The following is a 13,646-nucleotide window of genomic DNA, read 5'->3' as shown; positions in this document are numbered from 1 at the left end:
AAAAGAAGTTACTTCATTTTCTCAAATTCTGCTGCACACCAGTCGGCAACATAATCCCGCATGCCGGTGCCGTTGTCTGCGCCACAGTGTTCTATTTCAAAGTCTTTGGTTGTGAATATTCGCAGATGACGGTTAACTGAATTTACTGCCTGCTCGTAGGATCGATAAGCGTTGCTTACTGGTATCTGGCGATCACCTTCTCCATGCGTAATAAGAAACGGCATTTTCATTTTTTCGATCTGGCCATCCAAAGTGACTTTTGGCATATAGGCCATAAAGTCATCGAGGTTTTCCTTCCCCCATACCCACAGCACGTGATCCCAGTAGTGTGGCACTGGATTCTCGCCTTCACGCTCCATACGCTCTTTTTGTCTCTGGCCCCAAACATGGTTAGCGCCCATTACTGCGCACAGTGCAAATCGAGGTTCGTTCGCAGCCGCGCGTGGCGCATAATAGCCACCCAGAGAAAGGCCAAAAATACCTATTCGGTTCTCATCCACATCATCACGGGATGCCAGATAGTCGAATGCCGGTGTTGCCCATTTTTCTGTATCGTACACTGCAGTCAGGCCACGTTTACGCAGTGCTTCACCGGTACCAGGCTGATCGACAAACAAAGTGTACATGCCCCGGTCGAGGTTAGATTTACCATGACCTGCCATGTTCACCTGTTCTTTCATTGAGTCCAGGCCATTTACCGAAACCAGCGCCGGGCGCTTAATGCCGCTGCCATCGTGAACGAAAATAGCGGGGTAAGACGTGCCTTCATAAGGAATATCCACAAAATCCACATGTAAACCGCTGCACTCGACGTGCTTACGGTACAGCGCCAGGCCTTTGTCGTAGGCTTCCCAACGCGGAGCATAATCTCTGGATTGCATGCGTTCGGCAGACAGATAGTAACCGGATGCGCGGGCGTACTTTGTTCCGGCAGACAACAAATAGCCTTCTTCTTCATCTTTGCGGGCGTTCTCTTCGACCTGCTTCGCCACAGCAATCCAGCTGTCAAAAAGTAACTCTGTACCCGCATCTTCACCGTTGGCGGCGGCCTCAAAAATAGGACGACAGGCGGCATCTACTTCGCCGTGATTCCCTCCGCATGCAAGGGCGAGATTAACCTGAAGATTCCAGACGTAATTTCCTTTGAACGGTTCAAACATGTCGTGCTCCTGTATCGACAGCGATTGGTACGTGTCGTGGCTAATTGGTCAGTAGTTATTTGCACTATGATTACTCATCGAAACTTACAAACACAATTAAGACCCTATCGATTATTCGGAATGACATTATCAGCATTGTAAATATTCAGTTCTTGCTGTTTGGATTGTTATTAATTTGTTATTTATATGAAGCTTATTCGTAAGGCGAATTTGTCGGCACACTGATACTGCAGTTAGTCTTGTTCTGAATAGTTCGCCTGCGCACATGCTATTGAAGATATTGTCGCGCATTTTTTCGACTGGCTGGTAATTAATAACTTAAAGCTACAAAAGGCATATCCATGATTAACGCTCGCAGAGCCGGTACCCTTCAGGGCATCGTGCTAATATTACCCATCACCCTTAGTACCATGGGGTCTGTGCTTCTCGCTCCTATCGTGCCGCAGCTCATGCAGGCATTCGGTCATATCGAAAATGCAAACTATTGGGTACCTCTACTTCTTTCTCTACCAGCGTTGTGCATCGCACTTGGAGCTCCCCTGGCTGGTTATATCGCTGATAAAGTCGGACGCCGTCAATTGCTTATTGCAAGCATGTTCGTTTACGCGGTTTGTGGCGTATCTCCCTTATTTCTTGATAGTTACTGGATGGTTTTCGGCTCCAGGTTACTGGTTGGAGTCTGTGAAGCGTTTTTGATGACGTGTTCCACAACGTTAATCGGGGATTATTTCAAGGGCGATGACAGGAATAAATGGTTAGGAAGTCAGGCTGCCGTTGCCTCTCTCACTGCTATGTGTCTGTTTCCTCTCGCAGGATACCTTGGTGCCACCTATGGTTGGAAAGGACCTTTCGCATTGTACGCGCTTAGCTTGCCTTTAGCGGTAATGACAATTTTGTTTACGTGGGAAACCGGCTCTCAGTCAGATGAAGAAGTGGAATCTGAAGCTCACGTTACTGAGCATACAAAGCGTTTTCCTTGGGGGCACATGGGCACCGTGTGCGGTTTTACTTTAATCGGCGGTATTCTTTTTTACCTGCTCCAATTTCAGATGGCTGCAGCACTGGGTGAGTTCGATATAGATAATTCAGCTATCACCGGATGGTTACTGTCATTCGCCAGTATCGGCGTGCCTATGGGAGCAATTGCCTATCGTTACATACATCAGTGGCTGGGCCTTAAAAATCTTATCGCACTCGAATTTGGCATTCTGGCGCTGGGTTTCTTCTCGATGGCCATTGCACCTGACTATAAAGTGTTCGTCGCTGCCGGGTTTCTGAACCAGTTTGGTGCCGGCATGCTGCTTCCCACTATGCTTACCTGGGCCGTTAAACCGCTGGGTCACGCTGTTCGGGCCCGGGGAGCTGGTATTTGGCAATCTACGTTTGCCACTGGTCAATTCGTAACCACACTCGTCTTTGCCTGGGTGCTCGCGAATCTGGCAAATGGCAGTCACCTGGAAAGCTTTAAAGTATTCGCCGGAGTAGCGCTGGCTATGTTTGTTATCTCAATAGTCACGTTACCCAAAAAAAATAGTGGAATTAATTCTGCCATCAAAAATGGCGCGTGATTAGACTCGATAATATAAAGGAAGTGATAATGTTTAATAAAATTAAGGTAGTATTTTTTCTGGCGGTATTTTCTATATTTCCTGTGTTTTCTGGAGCCATGGAAATGATTGCTGACGAAGATTTACCTACGTTCGGTATAAGAAATAAAGCCAGTTATATGCATTACATAAAACTGTTCAATGAGAAAAATCCTCAGGCATTTGAAGCTTATTTTTCTGACGATATTGTGTATATAAATGGAGGGCTGGTATTAGAAGGTATACCGGCGGTGAAAAAACACTATCACGGACTTTGGTCATTGATGAAAGAAGACTTAACTGTGAATGAATTTGTTTTTGACGGCGATACCCTTGCTGTTGATCTGCACGCTCACTTTACCGTCATGCGGGATGATGAAAATTCACCGTTCGGTAAAATTAAAAAAGGTGATGCTTTTGACTACTACGGGTCCATTATTTATAAAATTAATCATCTCGGAAAAATAAAAAAGCTAACGGTATCTTATTTGGATTTTACATATACAACTGATGGGAAAACACGCTCACTGGGTTCTCCTCACTAGCAAATAAAATAAACCTTACTTTACCTCCGGGCGACCTCAATAACAGGTCGCCCTTTTCTCTTTCTATTTTCTCAGTCTCCTGTATTCGTTCCGCAAAATTTCTCTATTTGTTAATTCGAATTCTAAATTTCGTTTCAATTTAGCAAAATAAAAGCGCGGTTGTTAACAAATAATTAAATAAAAAAATACATATGTGCAGTGGTTTAATTTTAATCATTCTGCGTCAGTGATCTTCGAATAAATAAAGGAACGTCTGAGATGAAAAAACAGCAATATCGCTTCTTTCTGAGTGCTGTAGCTATTTCGGTTTTATCTGCAACTTGTGCAACCGCCACAGCGCAAGAATCTGCAGAACAAAAAGAAGACCTCGAAATAATTATGGTCACATCTTCGAAAACTAACAAACCTCTGCAGAAAGTCCCTGCTGCTATTTCTGTAGTGGATGGCGAGCGTTTGGCTCAGGCCGCCCGCGTGTCAGCAGACGACGTGCTTGCCAATGTAGCAGGGGTCGAAGTGCAGGGAGCAGCCAGAGGCAAAGTGTTTGCTATTCGTGGCCTGGGCTCCGATCTACCCCCGGGTGTTGGCGAAAGTTCGGTATCTACCAATTACGATGAGGTGTACTCCATTCGTGCGGAAGCTGGTCAGCTAGGGTTTTATGATTTAGAACGTGTCGAAGTCATGCGCGGCCCCCAGGGGACACTTTATGGAAGAAACGCTACAGCCGGGGTGATTAACTTTATATCACACTCTCCGATATTAGGGGAGTTTGGTGGTCATGTTGGAGTAAGCGCCGGCGACTACAATTTTCGCCGGGGAGAGGGGGCCGTCAATATACCGGTGTCTGAAGATTTTGCGGTGCGTGTGGCGGGTACTATCGTAAAACGAGATGGCTTTTTATCAAACGGGCATAACGATTTAGAAGGTGATGGTCAGCGAATCAAGGCGCTATATCAGCCCAGTGACGATTTCAGCTTACTGTTGGGTTACGACAGAATCCATCTGGATGGCATGGGAGCGGGTGCAACCGAAAGTGCTTATTGGGAGAGCGGCGACTATTACACCACCGACGATTCCGGGATTGGTGCCGGTCAGGATTATACGTCGGATAAGTACTATGCGAAATTACAATGGAATGTCGGGCCTGGACAACTTACCATTTTACCTTCTTATCAGACCGGTGACGGGACGAATGAGGCAATTTTTGCCGGAAGGGGGACTGCCGGTTACGATCCTAAAAATGTAGAACAAAATGCTCTGGAGGTACGCTATGGCAGTCTTCCGGGCGAAGACGTTGAATGGATTGTGGGTTTTTTCCATTACGATTATGAGCAGAGCTTAGTCGCCGAGGAATTATATGCAGACGGTACAACCAGTGGTATTGAAGATTCCAGTTTTACCAGTGGTGATTCCGATGCATTGTTTGGTCAGGTAACCTTCCCTGTCGCCGAAGACTGGCGGTTAACGGCGGGTGCCCGTTACACCTGGGATGAACGGGTAGCGGAAGGGACTGCTCCACCGCCAATATTCGGTTATGCCGGCACCAGGGATGATACTTTCTTCGACTGGAAGCTGGGACTTGAGCATGATCTTTCCGATAATGCACTTGTCTATTTGCAAGCTGCAACCGGTTTCCGTCCCGGTGGCGTGAATCCGTTTGACGGTAATACCATCATTCCCGAGGAGCTTTTATCCTATGAGGCAGGAATCAAGTCCAGACTATGGGATGGTGCGTTACAGCTTAATGCCAGTTCGTTCTACTACGATTATTCCGATTTCCAAATCGTTGATTTCTTTATCACAGCCACGGGACCTAATTTAAGTTTCTACAATGCTGACGCAGTAAACTGGGGAGCTGAACTGGAAATGTTGGCAATTCCTTCTGACGCCCACCGAATCAACGTTTCTCTCGCTTACTTAAACTCTGAAATTGAGTCAGACCTTTGTCTTAATCCAAGCGGGTACACCGGCGCGGCAGACGCGGAATGTGACGGATTGGGGGCCAATGCAATTAACTTTAATGGGGAACGGCTACCACATTCACCGGATCTGACTATCAAAGCAGGTTACGAATACATCTATGAAGGTAACGGTGGCTGGCTGTTGATCCCCAGAATTGAAGTGAGGTACGTCACTGAGCAATACGTTGCTCCAAGCAATCAGGATATTGCCTTGCAAGGTGATTACTTCACCGGAGATATAACCGTAACCTGGCATGATGCACAAGATAAATTAAGTGTTTCAGGTTACGTGAAAAACTTTACTGATGAAGCTATCAAGACTGGTTTCTTCACAGGGTATGTAGTCGGCGGAGCGCCAAGAACTGCTGGTGTGTCACTAAACTATCGTTTTTAATTTTTCAGGAATGAAGATGAATACTTTAACTAGTAATAAGCTCAAGCAATCTGCCTGTAGCGCTTTCGCGCTGCTGGCAGGCGTCGTGATGATAGGTAGTGCCCTGGCGCAACAGGTGCCAAACGGGCCTCCTGGCCCTCCACCGGCCATGCCGCGTATTCAAGACACCCAGTATAAAAGTTATATAACAATCGCAGGTGAAGCGGTTCAAAAAAGCGAAACTGCAGAGATAGCAAATAGCGGTGTAGTAGGCAAATCTGCAATCAATGGACTAACGCTAAAATCACATGAAGATGACTTCAATGCCATCATCATTGAAGAGCCGGGCGCACTAGTCAAAATCAGCGATACATTTGTCAACCTGAGTGGAGACGGCAGCAACGACTTTCTGGGCAAAGGGGCGGGCTTACTTGTTACCGGTGGCGTGGCTTATGTATATGACAGTGAAATTATAACGTCGGGTGTGGTATCCAGTGCACTGGTGGCGGCGGAGCGTGCAACGCTTAAAGGGTTCAATAGTAAGTTCGTTTCTCATGGCGGCCAGCTACCTGAAGATTACGTGCCGGTCATTGGTCCCGGTATGAAAGAGCCTCCGGCCCCGCTGGGTATTACCGGTACCGCCAGAACACTGCTTACCATGAGTAATGCACGGAGCTATTTCTATAACTGTGAATTCATTGCTGATGGGTGGGGGGCATTGTCTACGGATGCCGCTGGCGGAGAAGCTTACCTTGAAGTGAACGACAGTCAGGTCACTGTTAATAATAGCGGATATGGCGCCTATGCGGATTTTGGTGCAAAAGTGGTGGCAAACCGCACTGTATTTGATGTGGCAACGTACACTGGCGTGATTGCGGGAGAGGCTGAAATGGCCTTTTTTAATAGCGAATCCAGCTCGGGTCGCAACGTAGTCATGATTCACTCTGTCATGGGCAATCCGCAGGAAAAAGGGCGGTTAGTTGTTGATGGCGGGAAACACAATGCAGAAGATGCTGCATTTTGGGTGAAAAGCGCGAACGCAGTCATCACCTTAAAAAACACCTCTATTGTGTCTGAATCTGGTGTGCTTTTGTTGGCTGAAGTCAATGAGGACAAATTCCGCACTCAGGTAAACGGAGCCCGCGTACCCGGAACAGCTCTGTCGATTGAAAACAGCAAGCTATCGGGTGATGTCGTCAATCAGGATAGCGAAAGAGGACTCGTAGTGTCATTGAATAAACGATCGGTACTAAATGGTGCGTTATCCAATGTGACATTGAGCATTGATGAAACGAGCTCCTGGCATGCAACAGGTAACAGCGTTATTGAGCTGGACAATGCAATGGGCCTCAAGCAAATACAAACCAACCCGGGAGTAACGGTAACTATTCGTTCATCTCATCTGAAGCCCGGGAAAATCAATCAGCCCTCTGGCGGCAATCTCATAATCGAAACTATTTAATTTATCAGGAAATATGTATGACTCTACCTTCAGTTTTTAGAAAAACCTGTTTAGCGACCCTTATTGCTTTCGCGGGAGCGACACACGCTTTCGATGTTTCAGTAAATGAGCAGCACGTGAAGGCTGGCGAACCGTGGAAGATTTTCCAGGATACTCGCGTTAACACACTCATTCTGGAAAAAGGCGCGGCCATTCAGCGACCTGGCAAATCCGTTACGATGTTGGTTGATGGCAAGGAAACCGCTATGTTGCCGGGTAAATATAATAATGTGGAACTGGTCATTACCGATAAGTTCTACCAAAGCCCGACTGGTAAAAATGACCGGGGAGTCGACAATTTTCGCACAGCTTTGCTAGTTACCGAGAAAGGGATTGATGACAAACGTTCAGTCATTCAAGCCATTCAGGGCGGCGAATATTCTGCGTCGGAGGCGAAAGATATCACATTGGTATCTGATAGCGGAAATTTCAATGGTGTGATGGTCGATGGCAACGTCAGTTATCGTGTTGACGGTGCGAAAGTTGATTTTCGCTCTGATGCCGATGGCAGTGATAACAGCGATTTTTCCGGCTATGGTGCAGCATTTGCAGCTTATAACGGCGCGCGGTTGGCTATATCAAACAGCAACATTGATGTGTCGGGTGTGGCACGTCTGGCCCTGTATGCATATGAAGATGCAGATTTATTGATAACAGACTCAACTTTCAAAGTAGATGGTGGGGAGCTTTATGAAGGGTACCCTAACTCGGCTGACTTCTCTGCGATGCTTGCTCCGCCCTGGGTGTTGGGTATCAAAGGTAGCGCACGTGGCACTAACATGATGGGAAACCGTACGACTTTTACCATGGTGCGTAGTGAAGCCGAAGCCGCAAACTGGGGGGTGTTGTCTACTGATATGGGCGCAGCTATGTTAATGACTATTGTAGATTCCTCATTGACATTAAATGGTGAAAAAGACCTCTTTAGTACCCGTTACGGCAGCGGTTATGGCAGTTATATTCTGGGATCTGAACACTTCTATTACGGTGTAACCATTCACGCCGGTACCTACGGTGGAATTGTGCGGGAAGGTGAGGCTTATTACGGTGACTCGACGTTTGACGAACCATTAAATATCTATCCCCGTTTACAAATTCCAACAGGTGAAACATTCATTGATTTTTTCGGCAACGAACAACAGGTATTTGATATTCAGATTGATGATACGCCCGCGTTTTCAAAGATCACCGGGAAAGGTAAAAAGTCTTACATCTATTCAGACAATTTTGGCTGGATGTCTCATGGCGATGGCAAATTGGTGATAGCCGAAGGCACTGAAGTGAAGACCGGCAAAAGTACGTTCCTACTCAAAGACGGTAACGTTGATATAACGGTAAAAGATCGGTCAGAACTCACTCCGGGTAACGGGGTATTACTTCAAATGATGGACAATGACGATATGCTGGTGGGTATCAACCCTGATTCTCAGGTTGCCCTGCACTTCAATAAGACGTTTACAGAAAAAGCTGGTTACCCGGGGATCGACTATACTCTGAACGAAGTAACGGATGAAAAGCGCGCTAATGTAACCTTGAAAGCTGAAGGAATTAAGCTTGAAGGCAACATCTACAATGCGACAGGATATTTTGGTAAGCAACCCGGCGATAAACTTACCGTTACTATGGGAGAAAAATCTGTGATTATTGGTGCTATTAGTAGTACCAGCGCTATCCATGTGGATGAAAACGGTAACCAGAATACGCATTTTACTGATGCAGAGTACTACTATCTCGGCCATGTTAAAAACAAGCCTTTCTTCAATGGTGTCAACGATATCGAAGTTGTGCTTGAAGACACGGGAGTTTGGCTGGTAACAGGGGAGAGTGTTGTTTCCTCTCTGACAATATCAGAAGGTGCTGAAATAAAGGCTAAAAATGGCAAGTTATCGATGACCGTTGATGGACAAGTCATGCCAGTCAAGCCAGGTAAATACGAAGGTCTTATCAAACTGACTGTATCCTCGTAAGCCCGAAACTATTAGCTTAATCAATTCTCATTTATGGCGGACATGTTGTCCGCCATATATCTCTACAGTTAATTCTCACCGACATGAGCGTGGCTATCGATATCCTTTCACACCAGCTCAAAATAAACGTACCCTTCATCAGAAAAACCACCCCGCACCGTCGCTAAATCCGATATACTCCGGGCAGACATTTAAAGGGGAGCTTAGCAATGCGTGTATGTGGTGTAGAACTGGCGGGAAATGATGCAAACATTGCCTTACTGAGTTTGGAAAACGATTTGTTTTTACTTCCTGATTGCCGTACCCGCAAATTGAGCTTGCAAAAAGCCGCTACCGCCCATGAGCTAAAATACTTTCAGAAATCCTTCGCGCAGCTGGTGCAGGACTATAAAATCGAAACCATCGTTATTCGCCAGCGCCCAATGAAGGGCAAGTTTGCTGGTGGGGCCATTGGTTTTAAATTAGAAGCGGCGCTGGAATTGTTAAGCGATGTGAAGGTGATTGTGATGCCGCCCACCGAGATCAAAGCGGCGTTAAAAAATAACCGTACATATATAGAGTTTAGCGAAACCGGTTTAAAAGGGTTCCAGAAATCAGCGTTTGAAACGGCACTGGCCTATATCAGCCTCTGAGTTTTGACTGTTCATGAAAACGGGGTCATGACATACCCCGTTAAATAATGTCCCCAGGTTGATCCAGCCCTCTGTTACTCAATTGCCTTGAGTACGAGAATGGCATCTTCCCATTTTACAGGGGGGGCCATAGTTCTCGATTCGTCAATACTAAATTGTTCAACGCCTTCGGTGATATCGTCTCTGGGAGAGAACCAATACGCTTTCGCCTTTCTGCCTAATACATTGGTTACCTGCGTATGAGAATTGTTGGAAAAGTAGATAATGGCCATATTGCCAGCGGCATTGGTTACGGCTGTTTTTAAGGTTTCGTTTTGTCCTGTAGCGCCAATAACCTCACCATTAGGGATCCAATCATGCCATTCATGCTGCTCCAGAAACGTTCTGCCAATGTCCGCGATCTGCTTAGCTCCCGGAAAATCAAGCGCTTGCTGCCATGTGTAACCACAATTGTAGTCGCCGCCATTACTGCGCATTGCCCAGATAGGCGCTGCGCCATAGGTATGTCCGGCGCTACCAGCGAAAAACGTGTGGTAAAACTGACGACGAACGATGACAGGCGTTACCCATCCGCATTCATGGCGATAAGTACCGTATTCGTACGAGCCTTCAAGAAATAGTGTTGGTTTAACCGGGTTGGTTAGCTGATAGTCATCAACCATTGCCCGGTAAACATCATTCACCTCTTTCCATACTTCAACGCCATTGGCATCAAGCCATTTATCATTGTGAAACCATTGTGAAGAGCTGTAGGGATAATCTCCATTTGGGTGATAGGTGATAAAAAGTTCGTCCCAGGTTGAACTGGCTTTATTCCACGCAACCTTTTTGCCTGTTACTCCCAGTGCTAGGCCTTCTGCCATGGCGCGATATATGTGACGATAATCATAAGACTCAAATTTTTGATGTTTGTTGTATGCTTCGAAATGCGCTTTGGTATCACCGCCCAAAACCCAGATTAAATGAGGCTCATCTTTATAACGCTGGCCTAAAAAGGCACCGTAAGCTCTGGCTTCTGCTTCGGTATACTGATTAGTACCGGTAATGAGTTGGCTCCCCCATGTTGGAAGAACCGCCAAATACATATCGCGTTGTTTAACCGCGTTGATAACATAATCAGCGTGGTCCCAGTAGTCATTGGGCGCGACAGAACTACCTCCTTTTACAGTTAACGGTTCAGCCGTGTCCGGGTCGCTCTCTGTTCCTCTGAACGGACGATGACCATACGCATTTGGCGCGTTATCAGGGCTTCTCTGCATACCGCCACCATGGGGAGACCAATGCGCAACGGCCTGAATCACATTGAAGCCGAGCTTTTGACGATGATCTAGATACGTATCAACCTCTTCGCGAGTAAGTTGTTGGAACATGGCCCACCCAGTGTCGCCAACCCAAAGGAAAGGAGTGCCGTCCTGATGCTGAATGACATGGCTATTTTCTGTAGTTTCGAGCTTACCGTGTTTAATCCAAGGTGCCTTCTCTTCAGCAGAAGCAGAATTAGCTAAGAGCAAAAGTATTAATGTGTGAAATTTCATTATGGACTCTGTGTAATCAAAATTATTCATGGTGCAAGCACCGGATACCGTGGGCTGCGTTATTTATTTATGGCTATCATTTTATGTGAGGGCAGCACGTTGTCAGTCGCTCTTAAGGCTCTGACCATGCCATGAAAGTAATGCACCTGGTTCATTCTGGCGCCAATGGAGGTATTGGCTGATGCCGGCAACGGCGAAAAGTTAATGGGCGCCGTTAGAAGTTTTTTGCCATTCACATATGAACTGAGTTGCCCGTTACTGTATGTCATAGCAATATTTGCCCATTCGTTAATTGGGTAGGTGTAAGCCGGGTCAATTAACACAAGAGCAGATTCACCATCCTTTAAAAATGCATCCAAATACCATTCGTTTTTGTCGTTAAAACGCATTTCTAGTGTTAAACGGTGATCAGGATCAGAAGGGTCTTCAATATGCAGAATTCGAGGTTCCCTACCAACAATTGTCGGAGTCAGGGGCTTTACAGTCAGTTCCAAAGTAAAAGACTGCATTCCATGTATAATATTTCCGGCGAGGTGGATTCGATCTTTTGTGCCATCAAACAGAATAACCCTGTTTTCATTTTCCTCTACAATTCGTGGTTCACCTTCAGTTGCTACTCCAAAGCCCCCAATTTGGGACAAATTGTCCAACTGCCATTGTGCGCCTGTAGGTTTCGTTTGTTCGCAGCCCGAAACACTCAAAAGCAGCAATAGAACAACAGTCTTCATTTTAGTCATCCTGATGTGCCTCCAAATAACGCAGTAGCAGCGTCATATTCTTCAGGAACGACAAAAGAGTTATACCTTCGACATTTTGTGTGTTCAGGTACGGTGAAGTGTCGTATTTATCGCCTACCCAGGAAGTTCTGTAATCTCCCGGCGTGATGCTTGCTGGTCCGTCACCAATGTACGGATTGGTCATACGTGACAGTTTGTCTGGCCAGTATCCCTGGTCATTAAGAGAATTGATGGTTGCAAGAACGGCTTGTTGATCTGCGGACGTTGACGCATAGCGACGGTTTTCAATTACATATAAGTCCGGCAACTCAGGTAGGTATTCCCAAACAAGTCCTGATTTTAGCTGTAGGTTACTTATGTCGGTCGCTAAAACTTTTGAATATTTCTCGCGCAGTGCGGTTACGTTTATTCTGCCAATAGAAGGATAATGAATAACCTGATATTCAGGGTTATAGTCGATGTAATACTGCCCATTTGTGACGTTGGAACCTCGTCGATGCAAATACAGAGTTTTTCCTGTTTCTAATTCAACCATCCGGGGGTGAGTTCGGCCATCTTTAACCAAATGCGCTGGCAGAGCTAAGGAGTCCAGCCAATCTAATGATTCAGGTATGCCCTTCAAATACTTTTTGTCTCCTGTGAGTTGGTAAAACTCCAGCAGCAAATGAAGGTTATTGAAGGTTGTGTTCACTGATACGGATGGGGGTTCGTAGCTTCTGGCGGAAGCCGGTTTTTGATCCAATGAATACTGAAGAGCCCAACCAGGTTGTGGTGCGGGCAACTTCAAATGAATAAACGCATCCATCGCTCTGCGAATTGCAGAAGTAATTTTGCTTTGCAGTAAGGGGTCGTTTAGCTCTTTAAGACTCAATAGCAGGAAGCGAATATTATTTTTAGCCACATCGTCATTAAAAGTTATATCGTGAGCGTATTCGGGGAGCCCTTTGTTTGAAAAAGCTTCGGAATGGGGATACCGTTGTGGCCAGCCACCATTCTCGTATTGGCTTTCCAGCACAAAATGTATTGCTTTATACAAGGGGGCTTTATAAACGGGATCCTGCTTTTTAAGGTAAAGCCGTAGTAAAAACAGCGAAGCATCAAAAGTACCTGCATCATCAAAGGTGGCATTGCCGTAATAATGATGAAACTCTTCCAGTCGCCAGCCATTTCTACCAATAGTTTCATACCATTGTTTTAAAGATGCTTCGCCCGCCAGATCAAACATGTAATTCCAACCACCACTGGGGTGCTGACCTTTTATTAACGCTGAAGCGACTTGTTGCGCTGCCCGATAATAAAATTCATCTTGAGTAACATGATAAGCGTCAAGGTACAGATGCCCCATAGTTGCAGTGCCAGGCGGCTGAACCCAGACCATGGTTGGCTTTGCTTCCATTTCGCCCCACCGTCGTGAAAAATCCGGCAAATAGGACCAAACATAGCCACCTTGGTAACTGACGGTATTAGTCATAAAGCCAGTGGCTTGCTTCATTGCCCTCAACGCAGCGAGTGTTGTCGTTTCAGGCTGGCTAGCAGTAGCTACAAAAGTACAAAAAAATGAGAAGCAGAGGATTTGCAGCCTGGTAAGGATTACTTTTATTTTCACGATGGGCACCGTCAATTTACAGAATTTAAAGTTGATCAGTTATTAA

10 protein-coding genes are annotated in these 13,646 nt (G+C 46.0%); 6 read left to right on the top strand and 4 right to left on the bottom strand.

The window, feature by feature from the left end:
* Positions 1–8 precede the first annotated feature (8 nt).
* The gene (locus tag ACXACM_RS02640) at positions 9–1,160 is read right to left on the bottom strand and encodes an alpha/beta hydrolase family protein (protein WP_474819608.1); all 1,152 of its coding nucleotides are present in this window, start codon (positions 1,158–1,160) and stop codon (positions 9–11) included.
* 341 nt (positions 1,161–1,501) lie between these two features.
* Between ACXACM_RS02640 and ACXACM_RS02635 the strand changes: the two genes are divergently transcribed.
* From ACXACM_RS02635 to ACXACM_RS02610, 6 genes are all read left to right on the top strand, one after another.
* Entirely contained in the window at positions 1,502–2,728 is a 1,227-nt protein-coding gene (locus tag ACXACM_RS02635) for an MFS transporter (protein ID WP_474819607.1), read from the top strand.
* 29 nt (positions 2,729–2,757) lie between these two features.
* A complete protein-coding gene (locus tag ACXACM_RS02630) occupies positions 2,758–3,291 on the top strand; it encodes a nuclear transport factor 2 family protein (protein WP_474819606.1) in 534 nt (177 codons plus the stop codon).
* Between the two features lie 258 nt (positions 3,292–3,549).
* The gene (locus tag ACXACM_RS02625; protein WP_474819605.1) at positions 3,550–5,643 is read left to right on the top strand and encodes a TonB-dependent receptor; all 2,094 of its coding nucleotides are present in this window, start codon (positions 3,550–3,552) and stop codon (positions 5,641–5,643) included.
* Positions 5,644–5,659: 16 nt separating this feature from the next.
* Entirely contained in the window at positions 5,660–7,084 is a 1,425-nt protein-coding gene (locus ACXACM_RS02620; protein ID WP_474819604.1) for a hypothetical protein, read from the top strand.
* Between the two features lie 17 nt (positions 7,085–7,101).
* Positions 7,102–9,090 (top strand): hypothetical protein, encoded by a 1,989-nt coding sequence (locus tag ACXACM_RS02615; protein WP_474819603.1) that lies wholly within the window; start codon positions 7,102–7,104, stop codon positions 9,088–9,090.
* A gap of 209 nt (positions 9,091–9,299) precedes the next feature.
* Positions 9,300–9,722, top strand: coding sequence for a DUF3010 family protein (locus ACXACM_RS02610; protein WP_474819602.1), 423 nt, complete (start codon positions 9,300–9,302; stop codon positions 9,720–9,722).
* A 74-nt stretch (positions 9,723–9,796) separates the two neighbouring features.
* On the opposite strand, the gene ACXACM_RS02605 is transcribed toward ACXACM_RS02610, so the two are convergent.
* Genes ACXACM_RS02605 through ACXACM_RS02595 form a run of 3 tightly spaced genes read right to left on the bottom strand, consistent with a single transcriptional unit; the run spans position 9,797 to position 13,600 of the window.
* On the bottom strand, positions 9,797–11,257 hold the full coding sequence (locus tag ACXACM_RS02605; protein WP_474819600.1) for a glycoside hydrolase family 140 protein: 1,461 nt from the start codon (positions 11,255–11,257) through the stop codon (positions 9,797–9,799).
* A 59-nt stretch (positions 11,258–11,316) separates the two neighbouring features.
* On the bottom strand, positions 11,317–11,985 hold the full coding sequence (locus ACXACM_RS02600; RefSeq protein ID WP_474819598.1) for a LamG domain-containing protein: 669 nt from the start codon (positions 11,983–11,985) through the stop codon (positions 11,317–11,319).
* A gap of 1 nt (position 11,986) precedes the next feature.
* A complete protein-coding gene (locus ACXACM_RS02595; protein WP_474819597.1) occupies positions 11,987–13,600 on the bottom strand; it encodes a pectate lyase in 1,614 nt (537 codons plus the stop codon).
* Between the last annotated feature and the right edge of the window lie 46 nt (positions 13,601–13,646).

This window comes from Alteromonas sp. AWQ4_252, from assembly GCF_056158205.1.
The sequence above is the reverse complement of the archived record's forward strand: the minus strand, read 5'-3'. Positions and strand labels throughout refer to the sequence as shown.

What these genes read in the sequence shown, in the direction of transcription:
- ACXACM_RS02640 (WP_474819608.1), bottom strand. Translation starts at nt 1,160, where the DNA reads ATGTTTGAACCGTTCAAAGGAAATTACGTCTGGAATCTTCAGGTTAAT.
- ACXACM_RS02635 (WP_474819607.1), top strand. Translation starts at nt 1,502, where the DNA reads ATGATTAACGCTCGCAGAGCCGGTACCCTTCAGGGCATCGTGCTAATA.
- ACXACM_RS02630 (WP_474819606.1), top strand. Translation starts at nt 2,758, where the DNA reads ATGTTTAATAAAATTAAGGTAGTATTTTTTCTGGCGGTATTTTCTATA.
- ACXACM_RS02625 (WP_474819605.1), top strand. Translation starts at nt 3,550, where the DNA reads ATGAAAAAACAGCAATATCGCTTCTTTCTGAGTGCTGTAGCTATTTCG.
- ACXACM_RS02620 (WP_474819604.1), top strand. Translation starts at nt 5,660, where the DNA reads ATGAATACTTTAACTAGTAATAAGCTCAAGCAATCTGCCTGTAGCGCT.
- ACXACM_RS02615 (WP_474819603.1), top strand. Translation starts at nt 7,102, where the DNA reads ATGACTCTACCTTCAGTTTTTAGAAAAACCTGTTTAGCGACCCTTATT.
- ACXACM_RS02610 (WP_474819602.1), top strand. Translation starts at nt 9,300, where the DNA reads ATGCGTGTATGTGGTGTAGAACTGGCGGGAAATGATGCAAACATTGCC.
- ACXACM_RS02605 (WP_474819600.1), bottom strand. Translation starts at nt 11,257, where the DNA reads ATGAAATTTCACACATTAATACTTTTGCTCTTAGCTAATTCTGCTTCT.
- ACXACM_RS02600 (WP_474819598.1), bottom strand. Translation starts at nt 11,985, where the DNA reads ATGAAGACTGTTGTTCTATTGCTGCTTTTGAGTGTTTCGGGCTGCGAA.